The organism is Streptomyces sp. NPDC049040 (genome assembly GCF_043197715.1).
In the GTDB taxonomy this organism is placed as follows: Bacteria; Actinomycetota; Actinomycetes; order Streptomycetales; family Streptomycetaceae; genus Actinacidiphila.
In genome coordinates this window covers 264,454-291,442 of record NZ_JBICTO010000005.1, presented here as the reverse complement: position 1 = coordinate 291,442, position 26,989 = coordinate 264,454, and the positions used below count along the sequence as shown (strand labels likewise).

Here is a 26,989-nt window from a genome sequence, read left to right as displayed (position 1 = left end):
GGAGCAGCAGTGGTGGAGCGGTGGCGGTGGAGCGCCGGGTCAGCCGAGGGTGCCCTGGGCGTCGGACCACTTCTTGTTCAGGTCCTTGAAGATGCCGTCCTTGTCGCCGCCGGCCGCGCCGCGGGCGACGTCGACGATGTGCTGCGGGTAGTCCTGGTTGTTCAGCCCGATCTCGGAGGCCTTGTCGATCTCGTCGACCAGCGCGGTCTTGTCGTTGGCGAGGTGGATGAACTGCGCGCCGGCGTCCTGGAAGGGCTTGAGGTCGGCGGGCAGCGCCGAGCCCTTCACCGAGGAGATCGACAGCGCGGACTGGGCGTCACCGGACTTGTTGATGAACCAGTCGATCCAGGCGCGCGCCGCGGCCTTGTTCTTGGAGTGGATGTTGATGCCGTACTGGTAGTCGGGGCGCACGACAGAGCAGAAGTGGCCGCCCTTCTGGCTCGGGAAGGGCATGAAGCCGATGTCGTCGGGATTCTTGCCGGCCTTCTTGGCGGCGTCCTGCATCTGCACCACGGCCCAGGAGCCCAGCCACATGGTGGCGACCTTGCCGGTGCCGATCAGGGCCTTGGAGTTCTCCCAGTTGGTGGTGTTGGGGTCGGCCTCGGACAGCTTGTCGTGCACCACGTCGTAGAGCAGTGAGTCGACGACGTTCAGATCCTGGCCCGGCGCCCAGGGCTCCTTCGTGGTCGCGAGCTTGTCGTTGGCGGCCGGGTCGCAGCTGGGCGAGCCCAGCGCGTTGCCCCAGTTCGTCATGGGCCAGCCGTCGTGGTAGTTCGTGTAGTAGGGGGTGGCGTCGGTCTTGGCCTTGACGGCCCTGAGGTCCGCGATGAACTGGGCTGGGGTGGTGGGCCAGTCGGTGACGCCGGCCTGCTTCCACACCGCCTTGTTGTAGACGAAGCCGTTCGCGGTGCCGATGTTGGCGATCCCGTAGACCTTGCCGCCGACCGTGGCATGGTCGGTGAAGTCGTAGGTCTTCGACAGGTCGGCGGCGGTGCCCAGCGGGGCGAAGAACGCCGGGTACTGCTTGAGGGGAACGGAGTTGGGGATGGACAGCACGTCGCCGTAGTTCTTGCTGTTCATCCTGATCTTGACGTCGCCCTCGTAGTCGGTGAGGCCCTGGAACTTCACCGTCACGTGCGGGTACAGCTTGTTGAACTCGGCGGCGTACCGCTTGGCGGTGCCGTCCTGGACCTGGTCGGTCCTGTTGGTGAGCACGGTGATCGTGCCGGTGACCTTCGACGGGTCGCCGGGGACGTTCACCACGTCGGAGGACGGACTGCCGCTGTTCCCGCTGCCCCCGCCGCAGGCGGCCAGGCCCATGGCGAGCACTACAGCGGTGGCCGCAAGTGCTGTTCTTCGCATGCCGATTCCACTCCCTTGTGACTGGACGAAAAAGCGCCGCACTGCATGCCGCGCAGCGACGGAGGTCTCGTCGTCGGGGCGAAGCGGCTCGATGGCTGCTTAACGTAGACGGAACACCGGGTCGTGTCCATAGAACGGTCTAGTTTTATGGGAGCGTGACATTCGGGCAGGTGGAGAGCGCAGATGACTGCGTCTTTACTTAACTGCTCACCCCTGGATCGCCCGCAGGCCACCGACAGGGCCCCGCCCCTCGTCCCCCTTGACGTGCAGACCTGCTGTTCGCTTCAATCAGCTGGTCTAAAACGCACGAGTCCCTGCTGGTACGGGCACGCCTCAGGACGCGACATCCCGAGGTGCCGGACTCCGGACGCGCCTGGCGGGGCCGTCCGTGGATGGTGGTCGGACGGCCCCGCCGTTGTGGTGCGGTGGTGGTGCGGTTGTCGGTGTGTTGGTGGTGGTCAGGTCGGGAGGTGCCAGGTCTGCCAGGCGTTGGTGTTGCGGTCCCAGATCTGCAGGCGGGTGCCGTTGGCGGTGCTACCGCCGGGGACATCGAGGTAGCGGCCGGACTGCGGGTTCCTCACGTGCCCGTCGGACTCGGCCACCCACTGCTGGGCCGGCGAGCCGTTGCAGTCCCAGACCTGCAACACCGTCCCGTTCACGGTGCCCTGACCCGTCACGTCCAGGCACTTGCCCACCGCCCGGATCGTGCCGTCGGAACCCACCGTCCAGACCTGCGCACCGGACCCGTTGCAGTCGTACAACTGCACCGCCGTTCCGTTCGTCCCACTCCCACCCGCGACATCCACACACTTGCCGCCCACACCCGTGATCGCACCCGCACGCGAACCACCCCCAGGCGACGTCGGCGGAGTCGTACCACCCCCAGCAGGGATGTGGATGTCGCCGCGGCTCAGAACGCGCCCGTCGTAGTAGCCGGACTTGACCGAGTCGTTGGTGTTGTAGCCGGTGTTGGTCAGGTAGTCCAGCCAGACATTCCAGTAGACCCACTTGGGCTGGGCTGACAGCTGGGCGGGCTGCGGCACGCTGCCGACCTCGGCCAGCGCCATGGGCTTCTTGCTGCCGGCGATGTTCGACAGCGCGTTGTACCAGTCGGTGGCGGGGAACTTCTGCCACCACACGTCCAGGCCCACGACGTCCACGTAGGCGTCACCCGGGTAGTAGCTCGCCGCCTGGGAGGCCGTGCCCTGGACGTCCTTGAGCGCCCAGACCCAGACGATGTTGTCCAATCCCTTGGACGTCAGGTAGTCGTGGGTGATCTGGAACAGCCGTGCGCTCCCGTTCGGGCCCGACCGGCCGCCCCACCACGCCCAGCCGTCGTTCATCTCGTGCAGCGGCCGGAACAGCACCGGGATGCCGGCGGTCTTCAACTGCTGGAAGTAGGGCACGAACTGGTCGAGCTTGTGCTTGTAGTCGGTGTTGAGCGTGGTGCCGTCGGTGATGACCTGCTGCCATTCCGCGTCCGACAGCTTGCTGCCGTTGACCGGGTTCGAGCCGCCCTCGAAGTCGCAGGTGGCCACGTCGGGACGGCAGGCGTGCATCATCAGGCCCGGCAGCGCGCCGTTGTTCCACTCGGCCTTGGCCTCGTTGACGACCGTCTGCCGGTTGTCGATGTCGTTCTGGCTGAACCCGAAGTCGCCGTTCCAGAGGCCCGGGTACTTGCCGGTGATGTCGTGGACCTTGGTGATCCACTGGGACGGGTTGCTGTTGGCGCCGCCCTGCTGGCCTGACAGGACGTGATTGCCGGTGAGGCTCTTGAGGTAGGCGATCTCGTCGGCCTTGGTGACGCCGGAGGCCGCGGGCGGAGCCGCGGAAGCACTCCCGCCGGTCAGGGTGAGCGCGACGCCTGCCAGGGCGGCGGCGGTGACGCCGGCCAGCAGGGCGCGTGTTCTGGCGCGTGGAGACATGGACATGCCTTTCGAAGGAGGAGGGCGGCGGCGACACAGTAGACCCGCGGCTTCTCGGTGTCCATATATCGTTCAAGTAGCGTGAGGCGGCCGCCCCGTCGACGCGGATGCGGTGCCGGCTCTGAGCTGGGGATTGCCGCTACTGCAAGGATCTGCCGATTTGAGCGCTCGGAGGGCGTGCGGGACCGGGCAGCGGCCACCGGACCCCGTCCACGGGCGCGGCGGAGGCCGGCTTTCCGTGGCCGGCCGCGGCTTCGACAGAGGCCGCCCCACCGTGACTGGCACGTTTTACACGTGGGTTGGTCCAATCCATTGACAGTGTCAGGGCGTCGTTCTAGCTTCTGGCCTCAGTCCGGCGTGCGACAGCGATGTCATGACGCTCGATCAGGCAGGGCTGTCTGCCCGCATGGACGTACAACGTTCCACCCCCATGACTGCTCATGAGAGGGTTCCCCCGGTGAGATCGAAGATCTTCACGCGTAAAGCCGCCGCCTTCCTGGCCGCGATCCCGCTGGCCGGCGTCGCATGGCTGGCCACCTCCACGTCGCAGGCGTCAGCGACCGGCGCCTCCACCCCCGCCGCCGTGATCAACTACCTGCACCAGATCAGCGGCAACCACACGATCAGCGGAGTACACAACAAGGAGCCGCTGAGCAACCCGTCGCAGTACACCGCGCAGGCGCACACGATCACCGGCAAGTGGCCGGGGCTGTGGGGCGGCGAGCTGGGATTCACCGCGACGGACATCGCCAACCGGCAGACGATGATCAACCAGGCGAAGACCGAGTGGGCCAACGGCTCACTGGTGAATCTGACCTGGCACATGTGCCGCCCGGACGTGGCCACGTGCACCTTCGACGGCGGCATCAACGGCGCATCGCTGTCCGACTCCGAGTGGAGCCAGCTGATCACCAACGGCACCACGCTCAACAACGACTACAAGGCCAAGCTGGACACCGCAGTCCCGTACTTCCAGCAGCTCAAGGACGCCGGTATCCCGGTGCTGTTCCGGCCGCTGCACGAGATGAACGAGGGCTGGGCGTGGTGGGGCGGCCGCCCCGGCGCCAACGGCAGCGCGAAGCTCTTCCAGATCACCCACGACTACCTGGCATCCAAGGGCCTGAACAACATCGTCTGGGTCTGGAACGTCAAGGACAGCGACGCCAACGGCGGCTCGGGCGGTGTCTCCGCCTTCTACCCCGGTGACAACTACGTCGACGTGGCAAGCCTCGACCCGTGGGTGCACAACTTCCCGACAGGCGACTGGTACCAGGCCCTGCTCAACGTCGCACACGGCAAGCCCGTCTCGCTCGCCGAGGTCGGCACCGTGCCCACAGCGGCGCAGTTGGCGGCGCAACCGCAGTGGACCTGGTTCATGATCTGGGCCGACTACATCACCTCGGCCAACTCCAGCGCAGGCCTCCAGGCCACCTTCACCTCGTCACGCGTGCTCAGCCAGGGCCAGTTCACCATCCCTGCTGGGGGTGGTACGACTCCGCCGACGTCGCCTGGGGGTGGTTCGCGTGCGGGTGCGATCACGGGTGTGGGCGGCAAGTGTGTGGATGTCGCGGGTGGGAGTGGGACGAACGGGACGGCGGTGCAGTTGTACGACTGCAACGGGTCCGGTGCGCAGGTCTGGACGGTGGGTTCCGACGGCACGATCCGGGCGGTGGGCAAGTGCCTGGACGTGACGGGTCAGGGCACCGTGAACGGGACGGTGTTGCAGGTCTGGGACTGCAACGGCTCGCCGGCCCAGCAGTGGGTGGCCGAGTCCGACGGGCACGTGAGGAACCCGCAGTCCGGCCGCTACCTCGATGTCCCCGGCGGTAGCACCGCCAACGGCACCCGCCTGCAGATCTGGGACCGCAACACCAACGCCTGGCAGACCTGGCACCTCCCGACCTGACCACCACCAACACACCGACAACCGCACCACCACCGCACCACAACGGCGGGGCCGTCCGACCACCATCCACGGACGGCCCCGCACCGCACCGGGTGCGCGGACGTGCCCGCCTGCGCACCGTGGAACCGCAGGGCAGCCCTCAGCCGTGCAGCCAGATCCGCAGCGGACCGATCGGTGCGAACCCCTGGCGGAGCGCGGCCTGCAAACCGTCGCCGTGTTCGTAGCCGACCACCGGCAGGCCGGGGAAGAGCCGGGCCACCGCGTCCAGCACGACAGGCCAGGCCGCATCCGGGCCGCCGCCCTGTGCGAACACGTTGGAGATGCCGACCACGCCGTCGCTGCGACTCGCCACCGCTCCGGCAGTCACCCTGCCGCCGTCGTGCGGCCGCCCGGCGATCACGAACGTGGCCGGGTCATCGAGCAGTCCGGGCCTGAAGAGGTCCGCGTCGCCTTTCCCCTCGTCCCAGGCGCGCGCCCAGGCGCGCAGCGTCTCCCGGTCGCTCGCCACGTCCCAGGCGAGGTCGCGCCCGCCTGCGCGCGCGCTCGCCTGGCGGTGGATCCACTGCCCCTCGAACAGCACCCGGAAGCCGGCCGCCGCCAAGTCGAGGTCGGCGAAGCTGTCCTTCACGGAGGCGCCGGGCGTCGCGGTGTCGATGCGGGTGGTCAGCGCGGCCGCGTCGGCGCCCGGCTCCAGCGTGACCGCGTCGGGGTAGTACAGCGGGGTACGGACCGGGCAGGTCCAGTCCCGTGTCCCGAAGTCGCCGACCAGGCCGTGCGATCGGCTCATCGCGGCGCACCACTCGGCGTTGTTGCGCGCGGCCGCTCGGACAAGAAGCTGCTCGGATGCTGTCACGAGCGAGGATCATGACCTGTCCTGATCCGGCCGTCCAGCAGATTTCACCGTCACACCACAACACCACAACACCGCAACACCGCAACACCGCAACACCGTCACGGCGGTCGCCGTAGGTGACGGCGGGAGCACGTTGCCGTGACCGTCAACTCTCCCGCCCGGCATGGCTGTTGATGAAGGCGGCCATGTGGTCGAGGGCCTGTGCGGCCACGTCCACGACCGGGGCGAAGGCCTGGAAGACGTGCGGTGCCCCGGGGAAGGTCCGCAGGGTGACCGGAACATCGGCGAGTGCGGCCTTCGCGGCCAGCCGCAGGGCGTCGTCGAGCAGGACCTCCCGACCGCCGGCCTGGATCAGCAGCGGCGGCAGTCCGCGCAGGTCGGCGTAGAGCGGGCTGGCCAGCGGGGTGCGCGGATCCGCTCCCGCGAGGTAGCCGGCCGCCCGGGTGTCCAGCGCGCGGCGGGTCAGCACCGGATCCGCGCCGGCCCGGGTCTCGATGGTGGCGCCCGACTGGGTGAGGTCCGCCCAGGGGGACATCACGGTCGCGCAGGACGGTTGCGGGAACCCCGCGTCCTTGATCGCCAGCAGCAGGGCGAGCGCGAGGCCGCCGCCCGCCGACTCGCCGGTGACCGCGATCGACCCGGCTGCGACGCCCCGGTCGAGCAGCGCCCGGTAGGCGGCGAGGGCGTCGTCCACCGCGGCCGGGAAGGGATGTTCGGGCGCCAGCCGGTAGTCGACGGTCAGCGCGGTGGCCCCGGTGCGCCGGGCCAGCTCGGAGACCAGTCCGACGCTGCCCGCGGCGGAGCCGATCGCATAGGCGCCGCCGTGGAGGTACAGCAGGGTGCCGTCTGTCGGCGCGGCGTCGCCTGCGCGCACCTCGACGGCGGGCACTCCGCCCAGTTCGGTGGTCCGGGTCAGGACACCGGCGGGCAGTGGTGCGGAACCAGCCGTCTCGTCGAAGACGCGGCGCATCTTCTCGACATCGCCGCCCATGTCCAGTGGCGAACTCCGCAACAGGTCGGAGATGAGGTCAAGTTGGCTGCGGGTCATGTCGTCGGCTCCTTGTGCCAGGAGTGGAGGGTGAGGGTGGGGGGCGGTCTCCGTCACGGGCGGCGCGCGGCTCCTTCCACACGATGCACGCGCCTTACGGGAAAGGGGATCTCCACCGACACCGCGATGCCGGTCAGCTCCGCCACGCTGCGGCCGAGGCGCTTGCGAACAGTAGGGAAGGCTCCTGGCGATCTCCTCGGGTGTGCACGCCTCGACCTGGCAGGTGGCCAACTCTCCGGCATCGGGGATGACGGCGTCGAGTGTCCCCGCGTCATCGGGCGCAGCGCTCCAAGACGGGTTGCCGGATGCGGGCCTGCGGTAGGTTGCCCGCCATGACCGAGCCCGGAGTTGCCGCCTGGCCGCCCGCCCCGATCAGGACCGAGCGGCTCGTCCTGCGTGAGTCCGAGGCACGCGACCGTGCGGCGTCCATCGAGTTGTCCGCCTCGCCGGAGGTGGGCACTTACGTCGGCGGCGCCCGCTCGCGTGGCGAACTCGAACGCGTGGTGCCGGAGATTCCCGGGCGGCGCCCCGGCTTCTTCGTGGTCGAACTCGACGGGGCGATGATCGGCTTCATCCAGCTGCTCGACCGGCGCGAGGCCGACCGTCCCGGCCATGTCCGCCCTGAGGGTGGCGAGGCGGAACTCGGCTACATGTTCCTGCCGGACGCCTGGGGGCACGGGTACGCGGCCGAGGCGTGCGCGGCGGCACTGGACTGGTTCGCCGGCGCCTTTCCCGGCGAGCCGGTGGTGCTCACCACCCAGACGGCCAACGCCCGCTCGATGCGCCTGGCGGCAAGGCTGGGGTTCACCGAGGTGGAGCGGTTCGAGGACTACGGCGCCGAGCAGTGGTTCGGCGTGTGGTCGCAGGTCCCGCCCTCCGGCTGAGCCCTCCCCGCGCAGATCCGTCTCCGTCACGGGGAGGGTCAGTCGGGGCAGGCGGGGCCGCGACAGGGCAGTGGCCGGCTGTAGACGACGCCGGTGCTCGTACTGCCGAAGCCGGCCAGTTCGTCGACGAGCGTCTCCAGGTGTTCCATCGAGGTGGCGGCCACCTTCAGGGTGTAGCAGTCGTCCCCGGTGGTGCGCAGGCACTCCAGGATCTCCCGCCGCTCCGCGAGCAGCCGGCGCAGCGGCTCGTGGCGGTTGCCCGGGTACTTCAGCCGGACGACGGCCAGCAGCGGGTAGCCGACCTTCGCAAGGTCGACCTCGGCGTGGTAGCCGACGATGACGCCGGTCGCCTCGAGCCGCCGCACGCGCTCCGCGGCCGCCGACGCGCTCAGGCTCACGCGCCGCCCCAACTCGCTGACGGAGATGCGCGCGTCCCGCTGGAACTGGTCGATGATGGCCCAGTCGACGGCGTCAAGATTCGCGGTCATCCGGCGATCGTACCGTCAGATCAACGGCAGCCACCCCCGTATGCCGCGAGAAGTTGCTTCCGCGGCGACCGGCCCGCGCCATACCATCGGTCCATGGAACTAGGCGTCAACGTGCCCAATTTCGGGCCGGGAACCGACCCCGGCATGCTGCGGGAGTGGGCTCGCACCGTGGAGGGGCTCGGCTTCGAGCTCCTGATGCTGTCGGACCACGTGGCCGTCACCCCTGATGTGGCGGAGAAGTACCCGGAGCCGTTCTACGAGCCGTTCACCACGCTGTCGTGGCTGGCCGGCATCACCGGCACGGTGCGGCTGGGCACGACCGTGCTCGTACTCCCCTACCGGCACCCGCTGCTGGTCGCGCGCATGGCGACCAACCTCCAGCAGCTCAGCGGCGGACGGCTCGTGCTCGGGGTCGGCGTCGGCTGGGCGCGCCAGGAGTTCGAGGCCCTCGGCGTGCCCTTCACCGCGCGCGGCAGGCTGACCGACGAGCATCTGGCCGCCCTTCGGGAGGCCTTGCGCACGGAGTCCGGCGGCACATCCGTTCCCCTCTGGGTCGGGGGGAACAGCGACGCGGCGATCCGTCGCGCCATCGGATACGGCGACGCCTGGCACCCCCTGCGGATCACCCTTCCGTGGCTGCGCTCGGCCCTGGCAGGCCATCCGCCGCAGGCGTTCGCGCCGCGCATCTCCCTGCGGGTGACCGACGCCCCGGTCGACGATCCCGAACGGCTCGCGGGGCACGGCACCATCGAGCAGGTCCTCGACGATCTCGACCAGTTGCGGCGGCTCGGCGCCGGCACCGTCCTGCTCGACCCGTACCACGGAGACCCCGAGGAGACCCGCAGGCCCGAACCGGCCTGGCAGGCGCTCGCCGCGGTCGCCGCACATCGGAAGGCATCATCGTGATCAGCACTGCCGACGAGGAACTCCTGCGGCGCGCCATCGCGCTCGCGGCCCGCGCCGTCGACCTGGGCGACGCGCCCTACGGCTCCCTGCTGGCGGGGCAGGACGGCGCGATCCTCGCCGAAGCGCACAACACCGTACGACGCGACAACGACATCAGCGCCCACCCGGAACTGAAGCTCGCCCGCTGGGCCGCCCGCGAACTGGACGACTCCACCGCGGCGCGCACCACCATGTACACCAGCTGCCAGCCCTGCGGCATGTGCGCGGGCGGCATCGTCCGCTCAGGGCTCGGCCGTGTCGTGTACGCCCTGTCCACGGACCAACTCGTCGAGCTCAACCCGGCGTCGGGCGCCTGGCCGACGGTGCCGCAGGACGGCCCGGCCCTGTTCGACGAGGCACGCGGCCCCATCGTCGCCTACTACCTGTCCTGACGGCTGTCCCGGTCGGCTTCTCCGGACACACGGCGGTGTATGTGGTGTACGTGCGCGGGCACCGCGGTCCCGGCACCCGTGGATCCGGGTGGCCGGGACCGTCCAGGCGCCACCGGCCGTTCCCGGCGACGGTGGGGGGACCGCAGGGGGCCTGTGCCGTCAGGCGTCGCCGATGGTGAAGGCGGTGCCCAGCGGTATTCGGCGGCCGTCGCGCCCGTGCCGACCGGCACCCGGGCGCCCGGTGTCGCGGCTGTCGCCGCCGCCGGGGTCAGAGCGGCTGCGCCGAGCACGGCGGGGGTGGCGAGCGCGGCGCCGAAGGAGCCCCTCGGCAGGCGCACGGTCCGGGGAATGTGGAACATGCAACTTCCCTTGTCGGCTTATCCGTTCGCCTCACGGTCATGGCGGCGGCGCCGGACTCCGCCGAGGTCCTGGCCGGCAAGCCGATGACGGTCGACTTCCGGGTCGACAGGCAGCGCGTCCGGCCGGGGTGCGGGACTTCCCTGGCGGGCAGCGGCCGGTCAACCTTCCAGCGCCTGCGCCACGCGGCGGCACGCCCACGCGAAGACGTCCGGGTCGTCCAGCCGGTCGACCCACAGGTCGACTCGTGCGGCGACCTCCTCCCCCGGCCAGGGGCCGACGCCCATCACCCGGAGCCCGGCGCGCAGCGCCGCCTCGACCCCACACGCCGTGTCCTCCACCGCGAGGCTCCGCGCCGGATCCACGCCGCACAGCCGGGCCGCGGTGAGGTAGACGTCGGGTGCGGGCTTGGGGCGTACCGTGCCGCCCGGGACGACGAGATGGTCGAAGTACGACAGCAGTCCTGCGCCGGCAAGGCAGGCCTCGACCACGTCGGCCGGGCAGTTGCTGGCGACCGCGAGCGGCGCGAACTTCGCCGCGTGGGCGACCAGTTCGGGCGCACCCGGCATCGTGGTGGGCTGGGCGGCGACCAGCGTGCGAAAGCCCGTGAGGAGCGCGTCCGTCAGCCGGCCTGCCAGCTCGGGCCGGCCGGCCTCCTCGGCCATGAGCCGCCCGCACTCGGCGTAGTGCAGGCCCTTGGCCCGGTCGGCGAAACCCGGCGCCGCGCGCAGACCGTGGCTGCGCAGGGTCAGGTCGCGGGCGTCCTGCCAGTGCCGCTCGGTGTCCATGAGCGTCCCGTCGCAGTCGAAGACGATCGCCGCCGGTGTCCAGGACAGCAGAGGCGCGGACCCGCGCGAAGGTGCCGGCGTGAAAGGGGGCGCATCCGAGGGCGGCGGGGAAATCGGCCACCCGCTCGGAATCGGCGACGGCGGTGTGTCCCGGGAAAGCGGGGGGACCTGGGAAGTCGGAGTGACAGAAAGGGGGGATTGGGTCACTGCGGGAATTCCCTTCGGGAATGCCGGAGCAAGCAGAGGAAGATCGCCCGTCCGTTCCGGCGACGAGGTGGTCCGCACACCGCTGCGATGCCGCGATACGTCGGCACAGCGCGTGGCGGACGGGCCTCGGCGGCCGTCGGCACCGCCGAGAACATAACGTTCATTACGTTATGCTCCGACACTGCGTAGTCAAGGAACCGCGCTGTGTCACATGACGTGTCGCTCGTAACCGAGTACCCCGTAGGTGGTCGTCCCGCCGCCCTGCCGGATGCGGAAGACGCAGGTGCGGTGGTGCACGGCGGTGTCCACCAGGGCCGGCGGCTCGTACTCGGTGAAGCGGACCGCGGCCATGCGTCCGCTGGCGGGCCGGAGCAGGGATCCGCCACTGGCCTCGGCGGCGCCCTGGCGCGCCGCCTCCAGCAGCACCATGCCCGGGACATGGTCGCCTGCGTGATCGAAGTAGAAGGGGTGGCCCGGATCGGCAGGCTCGACGGCCAGCACGCCGGCGCGGCGGGCGACGACGACATCGGCGGTCCTGGCGACCCCGAGCAGCTCCGGGTCGGGCCGGCCGTTGGGTCCGGCGGGAGGGGGCTGACTGACGCCCAGGCGGTCGCCGCGTACGACCGCGTACCGCTCCTGCGACAGGAACCGCGCGCCGCCGCCCGCGCGGGCGAAGAGCCGGCCGCCGGCCCGGAAGGCGACGGCCAGGCGCACGGCGGCGAGGCCGCCGTCGGACCTGCGCCGCGGGTTCGTCACCTCGACCGCGCAGGTGATCTCGGTGCACCCCAGTCCGGCCCGCGGTTCACGTTCGGGGTACAGCGAGAAGTACAGGTCGTCGATGAGCATCCGGGCGGTCGCGGGAACCCCGTACCACCGCAGCGGCAGGTATATGCCGAGCTGGCGGAGGGTCTCCACGACGAGCAGCGGGCTGTGCCGGTCGCTGCCGTCGGCGGGGAACGTGGCGTGCGAGCGCGGCCAGCAGGCCGCCGCGTGGAAGCCGCCCGACCTGTCGGCTCTGACGTCGGTCAGAAGCACCTCGGCCACCGAGGTGCGGTGCACCAGCTCGCGCGGCACCGTACAGGACCAGCTCAGGTCCTGCGCTCGCGACTGGCTGAGCGGATTTCTCATACAACAAGAGAAACGCGCGTTCGGTCAATACGCATCCGCATTGCTTCCGGTCCGTAACGGAGAGAAGTCGCACAGGCACTACATTGCTGCCCATTGATGGCAGGAGGCCTTTCGGCCCGGCCCCGCGGTCCTGGGGTCGCGGACGGGCGGCGAGACGATATGTGGAGTGGATGTGCAGGAACGAGCCGAGGCGACGCGCAGGTTTCTGGTGGAGGCCGCGGCGCAGCTTTTCGAGGAACGCGGATACGCCGGAACCAGTATCAGCGACATCAGCGCACGGTCGGGGCGCACCAGCGGGGCCATCTACTTCCATTTCACCAACAAGGAGAAGCTGGCCCTCGCGGTGGTCGAGGCGACCCTCGCCACCTGGCCCGCGCTGATCGCCCGGGTACGCGCCTCGCAGGCTCCGGCACTGGAGAAACTGGTCTCGCTGAGCTTCACGGTGGCACGCGCCTTCCGGGACGACGTGGTGGTCAGGGCCGGGTCGCGCCTGTGGATGGAGCGCAAGGCCATCGCGGCGCCGGTGCCGGGCCCCTTCACCGCGTGGATCGAGACGGTGACCCAGCTGCTGCGGGACGCCGAGGCCGAGGACGAGCTGGCCGCCGGCGTGGTGCCGGAGACCGCGGCTCTCGCGGTGGTCTACGCGTTCTTCGGCCTGCACACCGTGTCCGACGCCCTGGACGGGCGGGCACGCATCGAGGAGCGGCTGCGGGAGCTGTGGGAGGTCCTGCTCATGGCTCTCAGGGCCGCCCCCGACACCCCTGCCCTGCTGGCCCGAGCCGGGGCCCCCGCACCGGCGGCCGGCACGCCGGCCTGAGAGCCGCGGACCACGGGACAGCGGGGTGCACCGCGCCCGGAGCGGAGCCGCCCGCATCGGTCGTGTCAGTGCCGGGCGGCATACTGCCGCCCATGCCGACGACGAAGCCTCTCCTCGAACGGGCCTGGCGCGAGGCGGTCGCGGGCTCGGGCCTGATCGACGATGCCATGCTCCCGCCCATCCGCACGTCAGGCGATCAGTACGCGCAACTCGCATGGGACCCGCGCGGCATGGTCCTTGTCCTCGACGAGGACGGCACCGTGCACGGCCGCCGAGGCCCCCACCGGGAGGTCTTCGCCACCCAGGACCTCGATGAGGTGCTGTACTTCGCCGCGGAGGAAGCGGTCCGTGATCTCGCCGGGCAGGTCGCGGCCCGGTCCGCCGGCCACGGCCCGGCCACCGACCTCGTCGCCGCCCAGGCCGAGATGCTGGACCGGATCAGCCCCGCGTGGGGAAGCAGATTCCGCGGCGGCGGCCCGAAGGGAGCGAAGGCGGCGCCGCCGTGCGGACGCGACCCGCTGGAGAACCTCGCGTGGATCGCCGGCGCCTGGCGTGAGCAGGACCCCTACACCAACCTCGAGTTCTTCCGCGGCGAGGGTGTCAGCGCCGAACGCGTCGCACTGCTCCACGGCGCCGATCCCGGGCAGGTCGCCGCGGGGACGAGCCTGTCCGACCTGCGTGAGATGGACCACGGCGGCCGCGACGCCTGGGACGTCCAGTGGGAGAGCTTCTGCTTCGGACAGGCCGGCGACTGGGTGTTCCTGATGTACCACGAGACACCACCCGGCGTCCGGCCCGACGAGGCGCTCTCCCGGCTCGGAGTCACCGAGGCCGTACGGCTGAGCGCCTGCGCCGCGAAGGGCATCCACACCTTCGGCTACACGCGCGACGGCCGCCGTGTCGATGACGGCTGGGGTGTGCTGGAGCTGATGCGGTACGAGCGGGGGCGCGCCCCCTACCGCCGCGGAGGGCAGCTCGACTTCCTCAACCAGGCCCTGCGCCGCGCCGAGCTGGACCACCCGGAACTGACCGACGGCTTCGAACTCTACTTCCACGCCCTGGAGATCGCGTTCGGCCTGCGCCTCCCGCACCGCGACATCGAGGAGGAAAGGGTCCGGGCCGCTCAGTGGGCACGGGGCAACCCGGTCCTGGGCTGACGGGAGATGGGCACCTTCCGGCGGTAGCTGGTGCGGTGGTCCGCGTAGGCGACCGCGGCCACCACCAGGGGTGCACCGACAGCCAGGATCGCGATTCGCCATGACCGCTCCGGGATGAGCGCGGCCGGCAGAAGCAGCAGCATCCCCGCCAGGAGTACGCACCGCCCCGCCAGATAGTGGAAAGTGCTCCACTGCCGCCGCTCGCGGGACGGCCGGTCACGCATGTCCTCCCACACCCGGCGGGCGGGGCGCAGGACCCCGGCACGGCGGTTGGCCGCGTACACGAGCGAGAACCGCACCACCAGATAGCAGGCCAGGGCCGTCGCCGCCCAGGCCCAGGCCGAAGGACTGTCCGGCAGCGAGTTCCCGCGGGCCAGCTCCGTCACACCCGACGTCTCCACGGCGTCACCTCCCTCCCGGTCCGCCTGCCCCGCCCTGATGCGGCCACGCCGGGGCGCTCGTGCCGCGGGGCCGCCCGTGGGCGGGGCGATCCGCCCGTACGCTGCACGGCTCCTGGCGGAACGGGGCGTTGTGGGGCGTTTGAACGAACGAGGCTGGATACACGTATCCACATGACGAGATCAGATGACGAATCGACGACGTCCCACGCGCCCGGGTCGCAGCCGAGCACCCGGCCCGGCTCCGACCAGCCGCAGACGATCACGGCCCCGACGCCGCCCGTCGCATGGACCAGCGGCTCCCCGGACGAGGCCGACCGCACCGACGAGAGGGACAGGGCGGAGCGGCCGCCCGCCGGCGAGGAGTAGGAGAGGACGTCGCCCGCCGGAGCACCGGGCCGGAAAGGCGCCGACGGTGGCACGCGGCGAGGGGCTGGGCCTTCCACACGGATTCCCCCGTGACGAAGGCCCAGCCCCTCGCCGCGCCGGTCGGCGACCGGGCTGGTCGAGCGGCGGGTGCGCCGCCGGCCGCAACTGCCGGAGGCGCCGGACCCGCTGCCGGGGGGCCGGAGCGGGTCCGGGTGCCGGCTGGTGGCGGCATCGGGGGGCGCGGGTAACGCAGGTCAGTCGGGCAGCGGCTCCGCGTAGTGCCGGAAGCCGTCGCGTCCGGTGTGGATGGCGTACAGGCGCTCGGCGAGCGCATCGGGGCTGGAGTGCTCGGCATCCGGGCGGATCGCCCCCGGGATGATCAGCTGGGCCGCGTGGATGTTCTCCGCGGCGAGGGCCGCGTGCAGCATGTGCGCGTAGGCGCTCTCGCCGGCGAACGCGATGGAGGTGCCGGCCCGTTCGGGGTGCGGGCGCACCGCGCTGCCGCCGTTGACGAAGAGCAGCGTGCCGCGGCCCAGCGCACGCATGCCGGGCAGGACCGTGTTCACGCAGGTGATCGGCGCCTTGATCGAGAAGGCCAGGGGATCGTCCAGGTCGGAGGGGGCGGTGTCCAGGACCGGTTTCATGAAGTCGGCGCGGGGCAGCGGGCTGAACTGCAGGATCTCCACCGGTCCGAGGTCGTCGGCGGCCTTGCCCAGAGCCGCCGTCAGGGATGCGGGGTCGAGGACGTCGGCGGTGTATCCGCGGGCGCGGACGCCGTCGAGGTCGAGTCGGGCGACGAGGTCGTCGAGGTGGTCGGCGGTGCGGGACAGCAGTGCGGCGTCGTGTCCCGCGGTGCCGAAGCGGCGGGCGCAGGCCAGCCCCAGGCCGGGGCCGGCACCGATGAGAGCGTAGGTGGTCACGAGGGGTCCTTCCGCAGTGGGCGGGTACGGGGAGGCGGCGGGACGCCCGGGCTCCGTCCCGGGATGAGGAGACCGGGTGCACGGGCCAGGGCCAGGGCCCAGAGCCAGGGCCGAGGCCTCTGCCGAGCGGAGGTCCGGGCGAGGGCTTCCCCGCCGGCCGTGTGCACGGACGGCGGAGTACAGGCCCCAGGCGTCCAGGTAACCCGCTCTTCGCGCCTGGTACGAGTCACCACCAAGGGGTGGACCGGCAGTACACCCCTACGGCCGTGTCCAGGAGGCACCGCCCCGGCATGGGCGGCCCTGGAGCGGTCCGCGGGCTCCGGCCATCGCCGGCACCGGGATCGCCCCGGAGCGGGCAGGCGGTGCCGGTCGGCCGGGGCCTGGCCAGCGACCCGGAGGGCGGGGTGAAGGTCATCATGGCCTCATGAACCTTGACGACCTGGTGCTGCCCGGCACCGCGGCAGCGGCCGCCGCCCTGGAAACAGCATCCGAATACCACTCGCCCGCGCTCCTCAACCATTCCGTGCGCGCCTATCTGTGGGCGGCCGCCGACGGGACGGCCCGCGGCATCGCCTTCGACCCGGAGCTGCTCTACGTGGCCGCGCTCCTCCATGACATCGGCCTGGTTCCGGTGTTCGACAGCCACACGGTCGCGTTCGAGGAGGCCGGCGGCCATGTGGCGCGGGTGTTCGCGGCGGGCGCGGGGTGGCCGCCGGAACGCCGCGAACGGCTGTCGGAGGTGATCGTCCGGCACATGTGGCCGCAGGTGGACGTCGCCATGGATCCCGAGGGGCATCTGCTGGCCCGGTCGACGGCGGCGGAGATCGTCGGCAGGGACCTGGACGACTGGGACGCGGATTTCCGGGCCGAGGTGCTGGAACGCCACCCGCGGCTCGATCTCGCAGAGGACTTCCTCGCGTGCTTCCGTGCCCAGGCCGAGCGCAAACCCGAGAGCTCGGCGGCAGCCGCGGTACGGTCCGGCCTCGCCACCAGAATCGCCGCGAACCCTCTGGACGCCCTGTCCTGACCTTTCGCGCCCCGCTCCCCGCCGGGCCGCGGCACGGGGTCCGGCACCGCGCGGCGGGTCGCCCGCGGCCCCCGGACCCGAGCCTGATCCGCGGGCGGTTTGTTTCGGAGCGCGGGAGCGGGAAAGGCGCACGGTGCGCGACGACCAGGGAAAAGGCCGTCGCACGACGATGCGCAAGCCTGACGGCACCCCCGAGGAGCCCCGCCAGTACACGGACCACGCTTGAGGGCCAGGTCCACGACACACGGTGACGAGGTGAGACGCCATGGCGATGCGGTGTATCAGGGCACGCGAGGGGGTGCTGAGACTGCCGGGCGTCTACCCGCCGCAGGACGACACCCGGATGCTCATCCGTGCCATCACCAGGGAACGCCTCACGCCGGGCACCGATGTGCTGGACATGGGCACCGGCAGCGGCATCCTCGCGGTCTGCGCCGCCCGCAGCGGCGCCCGGGTGACGGCCATCGACTCCGCCCGCCGCGCGGTGGTGTGCGCCCGGGTGAACGCGGCCCTGGCCGGCCAGAAGGTCGCGGTACGGCTCGCCGACCTGACGGCGCTCGACCGCACCTACGACGTGCTGATCACGAACCCGCCCTACGTCCCGGCGCCCGGCGGCGTTCCGGGCTCGCACACCGCGGCGCGCGCCTGGGACGCCGGGCACGACGGGCGTGCCGTCGTCGACCGCATCTGCGCGCTGGCCCCGGGGGCACTGCGCCCCGGCGGTGTGCTGCTGATGGTCCACTCCGGGATGTGCGGCGCCGACGCCACGCTGCGCCAGCTGGGCCGGGCGGGGATGACCGCCGAGGTCACCGAGCGCGCGGTGGTGCCCTTCGGACCCGTACTGCGCTCCCGCCTGCCCTGGCTGCGGGGGCGCGGCCTGGTCGGATCGGGCCAGGCAGGCGAGGAGCTGGTGGTGATCCGTGCCGCGCGACCGTGAGACCCGCAAAGTGGTGGTGGAGCGCCCTGGGCCGCTCCTGGTGGAAGGGCCGGTCACGGTGACCTGCGAGGACGGGCGGGAGGTCACTTCCGACCGCTTCATGGTGGCGATCTGCACCTGCCGGCGCAGCCGCCGCCAGCCGTGGTGCGACACCAGCCACCGCCGCCGCGAGCGCCCCGACCGGAACCGTCCCGCGGCGGCGCCTCCGCGGGACATCCGCGGGGAGGAGGGGACCCCGTGACCGGTTTCCGCGAGCCGCGTGCCACGGCTCCCGAGCTGCCCGCGCCCAGGGGCGGGCTCTCCGCGGCCCTGGCCGCCTCGCTGCGGGATCGGCGGGCCCCGCTGCCGGACCCGGCCCAGTACCCCGATCCGTGGGGCGACGACGCGCAGCTGTCCCTCTACGTCCTCTACGAGCTCCACTACCAGGGCTTCCGGGACGTCGATGACGAGCGGGAGTGGGACCCGGGCCTGCTGGCCGTACGACGTGTCATCGAGGAGCGCTTCCTGACCGCCCTGCGGGCGGCGGTCCCCGGCACCACCGATCCGCACGAGGCGATGGACCGGCTGCTGGTCGAGCCGGCCGACGCCGGCGGCGTCAGCCACCACCTGCGCGACCACGGCAGCCTGGCGCAGATGCGCGAGTACGCGGCGCTGCGCTCCCTCTACCACCTCAAGGAGGCGGACCCGCACGCCTGGGTCATCCCGCGCCTGCACGGCCGGGCGAAGGCCGCCATGGTCGCGGTGGAGTTCGACGAGTTCGGCGCCGGCAGGGCCGAGGGCATCCACGCCCGGCTGTTCGCCGAGCTGATGCTGGACCTGGGGCTCGACACCGCCTACGGGCACTACGTCGACGACGCACCGGCGGAAATGCTCGCCACGGTCAATGTGATGTCCCTCTTCGGCCTGCACCGGGCCCTGCGAGGCGCGCTGGTCGGCCACTTCGCCACCGTCGAGGTGACCTCCTCGCCCGGCTCGCGGCGCCTGGCCGAGGCGATGCGGCGGATCGGCGCGGGGCCCGCGGCGCAACGGTTCTACGACGAGCATGTCGAGGCCGACGCCGTACACGAGCAGGTCGTACGGCACGAGGTGATCGCCCCTTTGCTGGCCGCCGAACCGCATCTGGCCGCGGACGTCGCGTTCGGCATCGAGGCGACCGACCTGCTGGAGGACCGCCTCGGCGAGGTGCTGCTGGGGTCCTGGCGGCAGGGGGCCCGCGCGCTGCGCGGCCCGCGCCCGGTGCCGTCCGGCTGAGCGTCCGGGGGCGGCCCCGGACGGGACGGGCGGTGCGGATCCGGCGCCGCCACCGGGATCCTCGGAGTGGGTAACCTACGGGGTACCCGCATACGCGGCAGGGGCCGGCACCTGCTGTCGGCGCGATGATGGCTGCCGGTCATGACGGCCGTTGAGATGAGGACTTCGCGTGGCCTGTACCGACGATCCCGGGGACGAGACGCCGGTCGCGGCCGTCGTCGACGTCCTGGCCACGGACGACGCCGTCGCCGCCGACCTGGCCGCGGTGGACTGGGGCCGTACGCCGCTCGGTCCGCCCGCCGGCTGGCCGCAGAGCCTGCGGACGGCCGTGAGCATCCTCATGTCGTCGAGGTTCTCGATGTGGATGGCGTGGGGCGAGGAGCTGACGTTCTTCTGCAACGACGCCTACCGGCGCGACACGCTCGGCCGCAAGTACCCCTGGGCGCTGGGCCGTCCGGCGGGAGAGGTGTGGGCGGAGATCTGGGACGACATCGGTCCGCGCATCGACCGGGTGCTGGCCACAGGGCAGGCGACGTGGGACGAGGCGCTGCTGCTCTTCCTGGAACGCTCCGGATACACCGAGGAGTCCTACCACACCTTCTCCTACAGCCCGCTGCGCGACGACGACGGCCGTGTGGTCGGCATGCTGTGCGTGGTCAGCGAGGAGACCGACCGCGTCATCGGCGAGCGCCGGATGGCCACCCTGCGCGATCTGGGCTCCGACCCCAGCGTGGCGCGCACGGAGCAGGAGGTGCTGGCCTTCGCCGACCGCCAGTTGGGCGGCAACCCCAAGGACCTGCCCTTCACGCTCACCTACCTCTTCGAGGAGGACGGGAGCGCCCGGCTGGCCGGGGCGACCGGCCTGCCGGGCGGACACCCGATCGCGCCGCACGTGCTGGCTGCGGGCGGGGAGGACCACCTGTGGCCGGTCGCGGCCCTGGCCCGCGGCGAATCGGTCCTGGTCGAGCTGGCCGGCGCCGCCGGTGTCCCCTCCGGCGGCTGGCCGGAACCCCCCACGCGGACGCTGGCCGTGCCGCTCCAGCAGGGCGGCGTGCCGTTCGGTTTCGTGGTGGCGGGCCTGAACCGCTACCGCGCCCTGGACGAGGGCTACCGCGGGTTCATCGACCTGGCCGCCGGGCACGTCGCCTCCGGCATCGCCGGCGCCCGCAGTTACCAGGCCCAGCAGCGCCGGGCCGAGGAGCTCGCCGAGCTGGACCGCGCGAAGACCCTCTTCTTCTCCAACATCAGCCACGAGTTCCGCACTCCGCTGACCCTGATCACCGGGCCGCTGCAGGAATTGCGGGCGCGCTTCGCCGACGCGGACGACGAGATACGCGAGGAACTCGACGTCATCCACCGCAACGGGCTCCGGCTCGGCAAGCTGGTCAACACCCTCCTGGAGTTCTCCCGTATCGAGGCCGGCCGGATGCAGGCGAGGTACGAGCCTGTCGACCTGGCGGCGGCGACCGCCGAACTCGCCAGCGTCTTCCGCTCGGCCGTCGACCGGGCAGGCCTGTCGTTCGACGTGGAGTGCCGCCCGCTGGACCAGCCCGTCCACCTCGACCGCGGCATGTGGGAGAAGGTGGTCCTGAACCTGCTCAGCAACGCGCTGAAGTTCACCTTCGACGGCTCGATCAGCGTCACGGTCGGCGACGAGGACGGACAGGCCGTGGTGACCGTTGCCGACACCGGCGTAGGCGTCGCCGCGGAGGAGATACCGCGGCTTTTCGAGCGGTTCCACCGCATCGTCGGAGCCCGTTCCCGCTCCAACGAGGGCAGCGGCATCGGCCTGGCACTGGTCAGGGAACTCGTGGGCCTGCACGGCGGGACCATCACCGCCGAGTCCGCCGTGGGCGCGGGCACCCGCTTCATCATCCGCCTGCCCTACGGCACCGCCCACCTGCCCGCCGACGCCGTCGCGTCCGCCGACGGCGTGGGCCTGGCCGCCGCCACCGCCGCTCCCTACGTGGAGGAGGCGCTGCGGTGGCTGCCGGAGGACGCGGGCGCGACGTCCCCCGCCGGCGTGCCCGCCGCCCTCCCCGACGGCACGGCGCACACCGCGGGGGCGGCAGGCGCGGCACGCGTGCTGATCGCGGACGACAACGCCGACATGCGCGAGTACCTGGCCCGGATCCTGCGCGGCGCCGGTTACCGGGTCGAGGCCGTCACCGACGGCGAGAAGGCCTTGGACGCCATCCGGCGGGACGTGCCCGACCTGGTCGTCAGCGACGTGATGATGCCCCGTCTGGACGGCCTGGCCCTGGTCGCCGCACTGCGCTCCGAGCCGCGCACCACCGCTCTGCCGGTTCTGCTGCTGTCCGCACGGGCCGGGCAGGAGGCCTCCATCGAAGGCCTGGAAGCCGGTGCGGACGGCTACCTGGTCAAGCCCTTCGCCGCCGCCGATCTCCTGGCACGGGTGCGGGCCGGCCTCGAACTGGCGCGCCTGCGCAACCACCATGTTCGCTGGCGCACCGCCCTGGTGGACTCGTTGCAGGAGGCCTTCTTCGTCTGCGACGAGGACGGGGCGATCATCGAGATCAACGCGGCCTTCACCGGCATCCTCGGCTACGGGCCCGAGGACCTGCCCTACAGTCCCGTCCATCCCTGGTGGCCCGACGCCGCCGCCGACCCCGAGGCCCATCGGCAGGTCGCCGACGCCTTCGGCACCCTGCTGGGCAACGACCGGGGCAGCTACACCATCCCGGTCTCCCACCGGGACGGGCACCGCTTGTGGGTGACCGCGACCTTCAACCACACCCGCGACCCCGACAGCGGCCGCCGGGTGATCGTCGGGACCTTCCGCGACGTCACCACCGAGCACTACGCCCTCCAGCGCGAGACCGCCCTGGCCTCGCTCAGCACCCACCTGGCGCGGGCCACCGACCTCACCGACGCGTTGACCGGTGCGCTGGGCGAGCTGAAGGACATCTGGCGCGCCGGCGGCGTGGCAGCGGCCGTCTTCACCCCGGGCCGCGCCGACCCGGTGCTCACCTCCACCGACACCGGAGCAACGTGGGCGGACCTGTCCGACGAGGGGCGGCAGGCCCTGAGCAGCCTGCGCGGGCGGCCCACGCTGACCCCCACCGCCGACGACACCGGCGCGGGCATCCTCCTGGAGCACCCCCAGGGGGCGCTCGCCCTGTGGATCGACCTGGGCGCCCGCCGCCCGTTCACCAGCGAGGACCAGCTGCTGCTTTCCCTGCTGGCCGGACACCTCGCCCAGGGGCTGGCCCGCGTCCACCAGATCGACCAGCAGCGCGAAACCGCCATCGCGCTCCAGCGCGCCATCCTCGGCCCCTCCCACCTGCCCGAGGGCTTCGCCGTCCGCTACGAGCCCGCGACCCGGCCGCTGGAGGTCGGCGGCGACTGGTACGACACCATCGCGCTGCCCGACGGGCGCATCGGCATCGTCGTCGGCGACTGCGTCGGCCGCGGTCTCGAAGCCGCCACCGTCATGGGGCAGCTGCGCAGTGCCTGCCGCGCCCTGCTGCTGCAGGACGCCGACCCCGCCCGCACCCTGATGGCACTCGACCGGTTCGCCGCGGGCATTCCTGGCGCTCTGTGCACGACAGTCTTCTGCGCCGTCCTCGACCCGCAGAGCGGCCGGCTGACCTACTCGAGCGCCGGGCACCCGCCGGGCATCCTCAGCCCCCCGGACGGCACCGTCCGCCTCCTCGAGGACGGGAGGTCCCTGCCGCTGGCCGTGCGCCCCGGGTGGACCAGGCCCCAGGGCGAATGCACCGTGCCCGCGAGGGCAACCCTCCTGCTCTACACCGACGGCCTCGTCGAACGCCGCGGCCGCACGCTGGATCTCGGCATCGGCCAGGCGGGCGAGGTCGTCCAGGGCGGCCGCGACACCCCCGTCGACGACCTCGCCACCGACGTCATGACCCGGCTGGCGCCACCGGACGGCTACGACGACGACGTCGCGCTGCTCCTCTACCGCCACCCCGCGCCGCTGGAGATGAGCTTCGCCGCGGAGTCGTCCCAGCTCGCGCCCGTCCGCACGGCACTGCGCAGGTGGCTGGAGCGCTGCGAACTGCCGCCGCGTACCGCCCAGGACGTCCTGGTCGCCGCCGGCGAGGCCTGCGCCAACGCCGTGGAGCACGGTCACCGCAACGCCCCGGGCGGCACCATCCGCCTGCGTGCCGAGGCGTCCGTCGACCGGCTGCGGCTGACCGTCTCCGACACCGGCCGCTGGAAGACCCCCCACCCCGAGGCCAACACCCACCGCGGCCGGGGCATCTTCCTCATGCGGGCCATGATGCAGCAGGTCACCGTCACTCCCGGCCCGGCCGGCACCACCGTCGACATGCAGACGAGGATCGCCCCATGACCACTCCGCTCGCCCTCACTTCCACCCGACGGCCCGACGGGACCCACCTGCTGACCGCCGCGGGCGAGATCGACATGACCAACTCCCCCGCCCTCGCCGACGCGCTCGCCGACACCCCGGGACAGGTGGTCGTGGACCTCACCGGCGTCGACTACCTCGACAGCGCGGGCCTGGCGGTGCTCTTCACCCACGCCGACCGCATCCGGCTCATCGCCCCTCCCCTGCTGGACCCGGTCCTGCGGGTGTCAGGGCTCACCGAACTCGTGGCGGACCACCACCCCGCGACCGACACCGCCGCGACCTGACGCGGCGGGCGGCCGCGCGCGGTTCATGCCATGCCCACCGTCTGCCGCTCGGGCTCGACGACCGCGACGACGCGCTGTTCGGCCCGCGAGTACGGGCGGCCGATGTACTTGGCGGCCAGCCGGTCGATGATCGTCCACGCCTGGTCGCCCTCGAGCCACTCGACGACGCGGCCGCGGACGGCGACCGGCTGGAACGGGTCGTCCTGCGGCGCCACCGACAGTGCGATCCGCGGGTCGCGGCGCAGGTTGCGTGCCTTGCGACTGTCCGGGCCGGTGAGGATCACGATGTGGTCGCCGTGCGTGCCGACCCAGACGGGGACGCAGTGGGGCCCGCCGTCGGGCAGGATGCTCGCGAGGTGGGCGATCGGGGTGCCGTCGAGCACGCGGCGCACATCGGGGTCGAGCATCATGGCCATCTCCTGGGGCGGGTTCGCGGTGGGTGCGGGTCGGTGGTCTTCGGGGAGCGCGTCGGCGTCGACGACGTCGGGGGTCATCGCAGGACCTCGTAGTGGAGGTGGGTGACACCGGGCGCCGGAAGAGCCTCGACCAGGCGCAGGCGCACGTGCCCGGGCAGTTCCCGGAAGAAGGGCCGGCCGCCGCCCAGCAGCACCGGCACCTGGTGGAGGACGACTTCGTCGACGAGGCCCGCCTTCAACGCCTCGGTCACCACCCCGCCTCCCATGAGGCCGACGTCCTTGCCGCCGGCCGCCTCGCGGGCCGCGGCGACCGCATCCTTGACGCCGGTGGTGACGAGGGTCTGCCGGTCGCCCATCCCCGGCGCCGGACGGTGGCTCAGGACGAACAGCGGCGCCGTCGGGTGGGGGCTGCCGCCGCCGAACCGGTCGGAGTCCTCATAGGTGTTGCGGCCTGCCACCACGGCGCCCAGGCGGGCGGCGAGGTCGTCGAAGACGCGGGCGCTGGGCTCGCTCAGTCTGAAGCCGTCGAAGACCCGGCTGGTCGTGTCGCCGTCGAAGTACCAGTCGAAGAGCATCGTCCCGTCGCCGAGTCCGCGCCCGGCACCGGGCTCGCGGCCGGTGATGTAGCCGTCTACCGACACCGCGAGGGCGGTGAAGACCTTGCTCATTGCTGTGACCCTCCTTGGAGTTCCCTCAAGAGACTCCGTGACCCTAGCAGTTGAAGTTCCCTGAGGGAACTCCAATTGCTACAGTGGTTCCATGCAACGCACCGACTTCAGCGCGATGGCCTGCTCGATAGCGCGCACGCTCGACGTCATCGGGGAACCCTGGTCGCCACTGGTCCTGCGCGACGTCTGGGCCGGGCTCAGCCGGTTCGAGCAGCTCCAGGCGGATCTCGGGATCTCGCGCAAGGTCCTGACCGAACGGCTGAACCACCTCGTCGAGCAGGGCGTGCTCGAACGCCGCCCCTACGACCGGCGGCCGCGCCACGAGTACGTCCTGACCCGGAAGGGCACGGAACTGGTCGACCTGCTGATGGTCATGACCGGTTGGGGTGACAAGTGGCTCGCCGGCGAGGCCGGCCCGCCCGTGCTCTACCGCCACCACGCCTGCGGCGAGATCAGCGGCATCGACCTGCGCTGCACGCACTGCGGCGAGCCGGCGCACGCCGACGACGTCGACCTGCTGCCGGGGCCGGGCGCGGCCGGCTGACCGGGCACCGCGTCACCAGACGGTCAGCAGGAGGTGGTTGACGAGCAGGGCCGCCAGCGCCTGTGCGGCAAGCCAGGCACGGTGGTCCCTGCGTGGCAGGAAGGCGGCCGCCGCGGTGAGCCACAGGGCGAAGGGCAGCCAGATGCGTTCGGTCTCGGCCTTGCTCAGCCCGGACAGGTCGGCGGCCAGGACGGCCGCCAGGAAGCCGCACGGCAGCAGCACTGCGGCCACCGCGCGCGGATCGTGCCGCCATCCCTTCCGCAGGACCGCGGGAGCGGCGGCAAGGACCCGGCGCAGCCCCGCCACCGAGGCGACCCCGGCCGACGCGACCACGGTGGCGAGATCCCCGAAGAACCAGTAGCTGTACGGACGGATGCCCCCGTACCCCTGGTGGTAGCGCGTCCGCAGCAGACCGTAGGCCTCCCACCAGTCGAAGCCGGCGGCGGTGAACGCGGCGCCGACCGCGACGGCTCCGAGCACCAGGTAGGGCAGCGGGCGGGGGCTGCGCGTGCACAGCAGGATCGCGGCCGCGGGTATCACGAGCAGGACCAGCCCGTAGGAGAGGTAGACCGCCGCGCCGAACAGCAGCCCGCTGCCCAGCCCCGCGGCGGCCGTGCGCCAGGCGGAGGTGCGGGTGGCCGCCACCGCGAGCAGTGCGAGCGCCCACGCGGCGACCGCGGCGAAGTAGCCGTCGGCGGAGACGCCGACCCAGACGGCGCCGGGGGCCAGGACGACGAAGGGGGCCGCGGCCCGTGCCCGCTCCTCGTCGGCGACGATCCGCAGGGTGAGCAGCACTGCGGGTACCAGCGAAGCGCCGGTGGTGATGCAGAAGATCCCGGCGGCCGCACCACCGCCGAGCCCGATCCGGTCGAGGCCGACGAAGGTCAGAATGGCCCCCGCGGGGTGGCCCGCGATGTGCGTGGGCCAGTTGTCCGGTGAGTGCAGCAGGATGTGGCCGGTGAACCCCCGCAGGGCGGGCCCGAGGTGGTCGAAGCGCCGTACGCCCACCAGGTACTCGCCGCTGGCGGTGAGCCGGCCCGCGACACCGCGCTGCCAGCCGTCGATCAGCGCCAGCGCCCAGGTCCAGGCCATCGCGGCCGCCCACGCCGACACCGGCAGGGCCCGCCACGACAGGCGGCGGGCCAGCGTGGGGCCGTGGGCGACGACCAGCACGGCCACAGCCACGGCGAAGGGCGTGCCGGGTCCCGCATGGGGCATCCACCAGGCCTCCAGCGGGGGGAAGGGCGAGCGGAGCAGGTAGCTGTCGCGCTGGAGGTAGCCGCCGATGGCGGCCATCGCCAGGAAGAACAGGAGTGCCGCGCCGCCGGCGGCGAGGTCCCACCGCCTGGCACGGGGGGCGCCCGATGCGTCGGCGGCTGCCTCGCTCGGCGCGGCGTGCAGGGGAATCGGCCGAAGAGTCACCTGCCGCACCTTAGGGACCTCCCGGCGACCGGCCCCGGTGTCGCGGCCCGACGTCAGAATTCCGTCATCATTTCCGCTGCCGCAGGACGGCGGGCACAGGCCATGGGGCCGGCAGGCATGAAGGCCCCTCGCGCCACCC

26 protein-coding genes are annotated in these 26,989 nt (G+C 72.1%); 14 read left to right on the top strand and 12 right to left on the bottom strand.

The features are described 5' to 3' along the window. Positions 1–39: 39 nt before the first annotated feature. Together ACGFMP_RS16920 and ACGFMP_RS16915 are read right to left on the bottom strand one after the other, a co-directional pair. Positions 40–1,362 carry an extracellular solute-binding protein gene (locus tag ACGFMP_RS16920; protein WP_393673152.1) on the bottom strand — a complete coding sequence of 441 codons (1,323 nt, stop codon included), beginning with the start codon at positions 1,360–1,362 and terminating at the stop codon, positions 40–42. Positions 1,363–1,820: 458 nt separating this feature from the next. Next, complete coding sequence (locus tag ACGFMP_RS16915) at positions 1,821–3,287, bottom strand: glycosyl hydrolase (protein ID WP_393673151.1); 1,467 nt, start codon at positions 3,285–3,287, stop codon at positions 1,821–1,823. A gap of 457 nt (positions 3,288–3,744) precedes the next feature. On the opposite strand from ACGFMP_RS16915, the gene ACGFMP_RS16910 reads away from it, so the two are divergent. Then, on the top strand, positions 3,745–5,193 hold the full coding sequence (locus tag ACGFMP_RS16910) for a glycosyl hydrolase (RefSeq protein WP_393673150.1): 1,449 nt from the start codon (positions 3,745–3,747) through the stop codon (positions 5,191–5,193). 139 nt (positions 5,194–5,332) lie between these two features. On the opposite strand, the gene ACGFMP_RS16905 is transcribed toward ACGFMP_RS16910, so the two are convergent. Together ACGFMP_RS16905 and ACGFMP_RS16900 are read right to left on the bottom strand one after the other, a co-directional pair. Continuing rightward, complete coding sequence (locus ACGFMP_RS16905; protein WP_393673149.1) at positions 5,333–6,046, bottom strand: hypothetical protein; 714 nt, start codon at positions 6,044–6,046, stop codon at positions 5,333–5,335. 145 nt (positions 6,047–6,191) lie between these two features. Further along, the gene (locus tag ACGFMP_RS16900) at positions 6,192–7,094 is read right to left on the bottom strand and encodes an alpha/beta hydrolase (RefSeq protein ID WP_393673148.1); all 903 of its coding nucleotides are present in this window, start codon (positions 7,092–7,094) and stop codon (positions 6,192–6,194) included. A gap of 332 nt (positions 7,095–7,426) precedes the next feature. Between ACGFMP_RS16900 and ACGFMP_RS16895 the strand changes: the two genes are divergently transcribed. Further along, complete coding sequence (locus ACGFMP_RS16895) at positions 7,427–7,978, top strand: GNAT family N-acetyltransferase (RefSeq protein ID WP_393673147.1); 552 nt, start codon at positions 7,427–7,429, stop codon at positions 7,976–7,978. 38 nt (positions 7,979–8,016) lie between these two features. Here the strand turns inward: ACGFMP_RS16895 and ACGFMP_RS16890 are convergent, their stop codons facing one another. Then, a complete protein-coding gene (locus ACGFMP_RS16890; RefSeq protein ID WP_393673146.1) occupies positions 8,017–8,466 on the bottom strand; it encodes an Lrp/AsnC family transcriptional regulator in 450 nt (149 codons plus the stop codon). Positions 8,467–8,559: 93 nt separating this feature from the next. On the opposite strand from ACGFMP_RS16890, the gene ACGFMP_RS16885 reads away from it, so the two are divergent. After that, on the top strand, positions 8,560–9,372 hold the full coding sequence (locus tag ACGFMP_RS16885) for an LLM class flavin-dependent oxidoreductase (RefSeq protein ID WP_393673144.1): 813 nt from the start codon (positions 8,560–8,562) through the stop codon (positions 9,370–9,372). Continuing rightward, positions 9,369–9,803: a nucleoside deaminase gene (locus ACGFMP_RS16880; protein WP_393673143.1), complete on the top strand. Its 435-nt coding sequence runs from the start codon at positions 9,369–9,371 to the stop codon at positions 9,801–9,803. The genes ACGFMP_RS16885 and ACGFMP_RS16880 overlap by 4 nt, the downstream gene beginning before the upstream one ends. Positions 9,804–10,321: 518 nt before the next feature. On the opposite strand, the gene ACGFMP_RS16875 is transcribed toward ACGFMP_RS16880, so the two are convergent. Then, positions 10,322–10,975: an HAD family hydrolase gene (locus ACGFMP_RS16875; protein ID WP_393673344.1), complete on the bottom strand. Its 654-nt coding sequence runs from the start codon at positions 10,973–10,975 to the stop codon at positions 10,322–10,324. Positions 10,976–11,362: 387 nt separating this feature from the next. Beyond that, a complete protein-coding gene (locus tag ACGFMP_RS16870; RefSeq protein ID WP_393673142.1) occupies positions 11,363–12,283 on the bottom strand; it encodes a ScbA/BarX family gamma-butyrolactone biosynthesis protein in 921 nt (306 codons plus the stop codon). Between the two features lie 172 nt (positions 12,284–12,455). On the opposite strand from ACGFMP_RS16870, the gene ACGFMP_RS16865 reads away from it, so the two are divergent. Next, a complete protein-coding gene (locus ACGFMP_RS16865; protein ID WP_393673343.1) occupies positions 12,456–13,100 on the top strand; it encodes a ScbR family autoregulator-binding transcription factor in 645 nt (214 codons plus the stop codon). A 92-nt stretch (positions 13,101–13,192) separates the two neighbouring features. Continuing rightward, positions 13,193–14,257, top strand: coding sequence for a hypothetical protein (locus ACGFMP_RS16860; protein ID WP_393673141.1), 1,065 nt, complete (start codon positions 13,193–13,195; stop codon positions 14,255–14,257). Here ACGFMP_RS16860 and ACGFMP_RS16855 read toward each other — a convergent pair. Next, positions 14,224–14,658, bottom strand: coding sequence for a hypothetical protein (locus ACGFMP_RS16855; protein ID WP_393673140.1), 435 nt, complete (start codon positions 14,656–14,658; stop codon positions 14,224–14,226). The genes ACGFMP_RS16860 and ACGFMP_RS16855 overlap by 34 nt on opposite strands. A 171-nt stretch (positions 14,659–14,829) precedes the next feature. Between ACGFMP_RS16855 and ACGFMP_RS16850 the strand changes: the two genes are divergently transcribed. Further along, the gene (locus ACGFMP_RS16850; protein WP_393673139.1) at positions 14,830–15,024 is read left to right on the top strand and encodes a hypothetical protein; all 195 of its coding nucleotides are present in this window, start codon (positions 14,830–14,832) and stop codon (positions 15,022–15,024) included. A 254-nt stretch (positions 15,025–15,278) separates the two neighbouring features. On the opposite strand, the gene ACGFMP_RS16845 is transcribed toward ACGFMP_RS16850, so the two are convergent. After that, positions 15,279–15,944: an SDR family NAD(P)-dependent oxidoreductase gene (locus ACGFMP_RS16845; protein ID WP_393673138.1), complete on the bottom strand. Its 666-nt coding sequence runs from the start codon at positions 15,942–15,944 to the stop codon at positions 15,279–15,281. A 424-nt stretch (positions 15,945–16,368) separates the two neighbouring features. On the opposite strand from ACGFMP_RS16845, the gene ACGFMP_RS16840 reads away from it, so the two are divergent. From ACGFMP_RS16840 to ACGFMP_RS16815, 6 genes are all read left to right on the top strand, one after another. Continuing rightward, positions 16,369–16,971, top strand: coding sequence for an HD domain-containing protein (locus ACGFMP_RS16840; RefSeq protein ID WP_393673136.1), 603 nt, complete (start codon positions 16,369–16,371; stop codon positions 16,969–16,971). Positions 16,972–17,236: 265 nt separating this feature from the next. Further along, positions 17,237–17,908 carry a HemK2/MTQ2 family protein methyltransferase gene (locus tag ACGFMP_RS16835; protein ID WP_393673135.1) on the top strand — a complete coding sequence of 224 codons (672 nt, stop codon included), beginning with the start codon at positions 17,237–17,239 and terminating at the stop codon, positions 17,906–17,908. Beyond that, the gene (locus tag ACGFMP_RS16830; RefSeq protein WP_393673133.1) at positions 17,892–18,149 is read left to right on the top strand and encodes a CDGSH iron-sulfur domain-containing protein; all 258 of its coding nucleotides are present in this window, start codon (positions 17,892–17,894) and stop codon (positions 18,147–18,149) included. The genes ACGFMP_RS16835 and ACGFMP_RS16830 overlap by 17 nt, the downstream gene beginning before the upstream one ends. Beyond that, positions 18,146–19,159, top strand: coding sequence for an iron-containing redox enzyme family protein (locus ACGFMP_RS16825; protein WP_393673132.1), 1,014 nt, complete (start codon positions 18,146–18,148; stop codon positions 19,157–19,159). The genes ACGFMP_RS16830 and ACGFMP_RS16825 overlap by 4 nt, the downstream gene beginning before the upstream one ends. A 358-nt stretch (positions 19,160–19,517) precedes the next feature. Then, the gene (locus ACGFMP_RS16820; protein ID WP_393673342.1) at positions 19,518–23,495 is read left to right on the top strand and encodes a SpoIIE family protein phosphatase; all 3,978 of its coding nucleotides are present in this window, start codon (positions 19,518–19,520) and stop codon (positions 23,493–23,495) included. Beyond that, positions 23,492–23,800, top strand: a complete 309-nt coding sequence (locus tag ACGFMP_RS16815) for an STAS domain-containing protein (RefSeq protein ID WP_393673130.1) — start codon at positions 23,492–23,494, stop codon at positions 23,798–23,800. The genes ACGFMP_RS16820 and ACGFMP_RS16815 overlap by 4 nt, the downstream gene beginning before the upstream one ends. Positions 23,801–23,823: 23 nt before the next feature. Here ACGFMP_RS16815 and ACGFMP_RS16810 read toward each other — a convergent pair whose 3' ends face one another. After that, entirely contained in the window at positions 23,824–24,294 is a 471-nt protein-coding gene (locus ACGFMP_RS16810; protein WP_393673129.1) for a PPOX class F420-dependent oxidoreductase, read from the bottom strand. Then, entirely contained in the window at positions 24,291–24,884 is a 594-nt protein-coding gene (locus ACGFMP_RS16805; RefSeq protein ID WP_393673128.1) for a dihydrofolate reductase family protein, read from the bottom strand. Before ACGFMP_RS16805 ends, ACGFMP_RS16810 begins: the two co-directional genes overlap by 4 nt. A gap of 91 nt (positions 24,885–24,975) precedes the next feature. Here ACGFMP_RS16805 and ACGFMP_RS16800 point away from each other — a divergent pair, with 91 nt between their 5' ends. Beyond that, entirely contained in the window at positions 24,976–25,428 is a 453-nt protein-coding gene (locus tag ACGFMP_RS16800; RefSeq protein WP_393673127.1) for a winged helix-turn-helix transcriptional regulator, read from the top strand. Between the two features lie 12 nt (positions 25,429–25,440). Here the strand turns inward: ACGFMP_RS16800 and ACGFMP_RS16795 are convergent, their stop codons facing one another. Next, the gene (locus ACGFMP_RS16795; RefSeq protein WP_393673125.1) at positions 25,441–26,850 is read right to left on the bottom strand and encodes a hypothetical protein; all 1,410 of its coding nucleotides are present in this window, start codon (positions 26,848–26,850) and stop codon (positions 25,441–25,443) included. Positions 26,851–26,989: the final 139 nt, after the last annotated feature.